Origin of the sequence: Terrisporobacter muris, from assembly GCF_024621905.1 — a bacterium.
In the GTDB taxonomy this organism is placed as follows: Bacteria; Bacillota; Clostridia; order Peptostreptococcales; family Peptostreptococcaceae; genus Terrisporobacter; species Terrisporobacter muris.
On record NZ_JANKBY010000322.1, the window covers coordinates 1 to 4,054 of the forward strand.

Genomic DNA, 4,054 nt, shown 5'->3' on the forward strand with positions numbered 1-4,054 from the left:
AGGGAGATTGTATGATATGAATGAAAATGTAAAATGGGTAAATGAAAAAAGGATAGAAAAAACTATAAATAATTTAGAAAAAAATAACATTAAAGGTTATTATGCAAAAAGTAATGATGAACTTATAAATATAATTAAAGATATAGCAAAAGAAGGTGAAATGGTATCTGTTGGAGGATCTAGTACTTTATTTGAAACTAATGTAATAGATTTGCTTAGGAGTGGAAGATATAATTTTTTAGACAGATATGAAGAAAACCTTACACCAGCTGATATGAAAGCGCTTTACAGAAAAACTTTCTGTGCAGACACATATTTTTCATCTGTAAATGCTATTACAGAAGAAGGAGAAATTTTTAATGTTGATGGAAATGGTAATAGAGTAGCAGCCATGTTATATGGTCCAGATAAAGTTATATTAGTAGTTGGAGTAAACAAAATAGTTAAAAATATAGACGAAGCAGTTAAGCGTAATAAAGTTTTAAGTGGTCCAGCAAATGCAAAAAGGCTGAATGCAGCCACTCCTTGTGCAAAGGTAGGCTATTGCATGGACTGTAAAAGTGATGACAGAATATGCTGTGAATATACAGTTATAAAAAGACAAAGAACAGCAAATAGAATGAATGTTATATTTATTAATGATGTTTTAGGATTTTAACTGGAGGAAATATGAAAAAAGTTAAGTTTATTTACAACCCAAATTCAGGAGAAAGAAGAATTTCTCATGAACTTGATAAGATAATAAAGATATATCAACAATACGACTATATTGTAGTGCCTTTTAGGCTTAGTAAAAATAGACCAGTAGAAGATGCTTTTTTTGATATAGATACTAATTATGATCATATATTAATTTCTGGTGGAGATGGGACGGTAGATTTAATTTTAAATGCTATGAAAGTGTTAAATATTGATATTCCTATAGGCATTTTACCATGCGGAACGGCAAACGATTTTGCAAAGGCGGTCAATCTTCCATTTAATCCAAAGGATTCTATTGAAAGAATTGTTAATTCAAAACCTAAAAAAATTGATATTGGAAAAATTAATGATAAATACTTTATAAATGTGGCAAGTGCAGGAATGTTTACAGATGTATCCCAAAAAATTAATCCTGATTTTAAGAATTCCATAGGAAAAGTATCTTATTATTTAAAAGGTATTGAAGAAGCATTATATATGAGAAAATTTAGTATTGAAGTAGAATCAAAAGAGATGGAATATAAGGGCGACATGTATCTAATGCTAATTTTCAATGGAAAAACTGCTGGTAATATTAATCTTGCTTATAAAGCCAAGGTAGATGATGGATTGTTAGATGTTATTATAGTAAAAGAAGTTTTACTTCCAAATATGTTACCTTTACTTATAAGCGTATTAAAAGGTGAACACCTTGAAGGGTACAATAAGGATGAAATATTATACTTTAAAACAGATAAATTGAAAATTGATTGTAAAGATAATTTAATTACAGATATTGATGGAGAGAAGGGTCCAGATTTTCCTTTAGAGATAGAATGTATTAAAGATGGCATCCAATTATTGGGCTATTAGTAAATTTTAAAAAATGAATATTTAAGCTTAAATAGGTTAATATATAAGTAATGGTTGATGCAAATCAATCTAACTTAATCTAATCATGAATATGTGTGTTTATGATTTCCTTGGGAGTTTAAGTATATTTGATATTTTTTAATATCCGTCGAATATAATGAAGATACTAGATTCCTCATCTACTATCGTGCAGATAGTTATGATTCAATACCCAAGGTTTGAAAATGTAACTAGCTTGCAAACTATGTTTGATGACTTGAGGTAAGGGCTAAGTGAAAGCTTTTGTCCTGGAAAAAGCACTGATTTGGAGACTATAATCCCCAAGATAGTGCTTTTTCTTTTGCTTTAAATTATATGAAATGAGATAAAAGAAGGATTAGTATGACTTTATTTTAAAAAGATTATTATAGAAACTATTTTGATAAGATGTTTTTTGACATATATCAGAATAGTTTTTTATTTTTGTTGCGAAACCATACCCCCCTAGGTATAATTTAAGTATACCTAGTGGGGTATATCTAAAAGGGAGGAGTAATTGTAATATGAAAAATTTATTAAAAGATGAAATAAAAAGAGATATTTTATTTTTAGTAATATCAGGAATTGCACTTATACTTAGCTTTAGCCATGTAAAATTATTCAACGTGGATTTGGCTTGGATTGCTGTTATATTTTGTGGACTACCTATTATAAAAGAAGGTATAGAAGGTCTTGTAACAGAGTTTGATATAAAAGCTGATGTACTTGTATCCATGGCGCTTATTGCCTCAGTAATAATTGGAGAAATCTTTGCAGCAGGTGAAGTGGCATTTATAATGCAAATAGGGGCTTTCCTTGAAGAATTTACAGTTAGAAAATCAAGAAAGGGAATTGAAAAATTAGTTCATTTAACACCTACTTTGGCAAGGTTAGTAGTGAATAATGAAGAAAAATCCATAAATGCCAAGGACGTTAAGGTGGGAGATTTACTTAGAGTTAATCCAGGAGAAACTATAGCAGTAGATGGCGTGATTACAAAAGGAAAAACTTCCATAGACAATTCTGTAATGAGTGGAGAATCTATACCTGTGGATTTAAGTGAAGGAGACAGTGTATGTTCTGGAGCAGTTAATCAATTTGGATCTTTTGAAATGAAGGCAACAAAGGTGGGAGAAGATAGTTCTATACAAAGAATGATAAAACTTGTTCAAAGTGCTGATGCTAGCAAAGCAAAAATAGTAGGTTTGGCAGATAAATGGGCAACTTATATAGTTGTTGCTGCATTTTCTAGTGCTATTTTAACTTGGTTAATTACAGGAGAAATAATAAGAGCAGTTACAATTTTAGTTGTATTTTGTCCTTGTGCTTTAGTACTTGCCACACCAACAGCCATAGTAGCAGCCATAGGAAATGTTTCAAAACATGGTATTTTAGTCAAAGAAGGAGATGCACTAGAGCGACTTTCAAAGGTGAACAAAATTACCTTTGATAAAACTGGTACATTAACTTATGGAAAACCAAGTGTGGAAGAAGTTGTTAGTGTTATGCATGACTTAAGTAATGAAGAACTTTATGAAATGGTAGCCTCATGCGAACTATATTCAGAACATCCTCTTGGAAGAGCCATAGTATCTTCTTTTAAAGAAAATCACAAAGTGGAAGTGAATCCGCCACAGGAATTTAAAATAATTCCAGGCAGAGGTGTAATTGCCAAAGTAAATAATAAAAAAATAATAGCAGGAAATAAACATTTACTTTTAGATGAAAAATTTAAAAGAGAAGAAATTAGATTTATAAGAGAAAAACATAAGAATCAAGGTAAATCAATAATTTATATTGGAATAGATAATAAAGTAGGTGGATATGTAATACTTAGTGATACTTTAAGAAAAGAATCAAAGTCTATGGTGGAAAGTATAAAAAGTTTGGGTATAAGTCCAGTACTTTTAACAGGAGACAATAAGTACGTATCAGAAAGTATTGCATCTCAAGTGAATATAGAAGAAGTAAAATCAGAATGTTTTCCTCAGGACAAACTTGAATTAATAGATAAGTATCAAGAAAATGAAAATAAAATGGTTTGTATGGTTGGGGATGGAATTAATGATGCTCCAGCCCTTAAAAAAGCTTATGTTGGAATCGCAATGGGGGGAATAGGTAGTGATATAGCTGTAGATGCAGCTGATATAGTACTTGTTAGAGACGATATAGACAACTTACCTCACTTATTAAATTTATCGAAACATATGATGAAAATCATTAAAATAAATATTGCTTTTTCTTTAGGGCTAAACTTTATAGCTGTAATTCTTGCCATGACAGGAGTTTTAGGTCCAGTTGTTGGAGCACTTGTTCATAATGCAGGTTCAGTTCTTGTTATTATAAATTCAGCATTACTTTTAAAATATAATAAAAAATCAAATAAAATTGAGAAAGATTTAGTATATAAAGATTCTAGAACAAATAGTGAAGTAAGTTGTTCTAATTTATAAAAATTTAATTTGATAAATTAATTAAAATA

At 29.8% G+C, this 4,054-nt stretch carries 3 protein-coding genes; all 3 read left to right on the top strand.

Going from position 1 to position 4,054, the window contains the following annotated elements:
- Positions 1–658, top strand: a 658-nt coding sequence (locus NSA58_RS16975; protein WP_330652598.1) for a lactate utilization protein, incomplete at its 5' end; no start/stop codon positions are given.
- Between the two features lie 11 nt (positions 659–669).
- Complete coding sequence (locus NSA58_RS16980; RefSeq protein ID WP_039678196.1) at positions 670–1,554, top strand: YegS/Rv2252/BmrU family lipid kinase; 885 nt, start codon at positions 670–672, stop codon at positions 1,552–1,554.
- Between the two features lie 542 nt (positions 1,555–2,096).
- The gene (locus tag NSA58_RS16985; protein WP_039678197.1) at positions 2,097–4,025 is read left to right on the top strand and encodes a heavy metal translocating P-type ATPase; all 1,929 of its coding nucleotides are present in this window, start codon (positions 2,097–2,099) and stop codon (positions 4,023–4,025) included.
- The last annotated feature ends 29 nt before the right edge of the window (positions 4,026–4,054 follow it).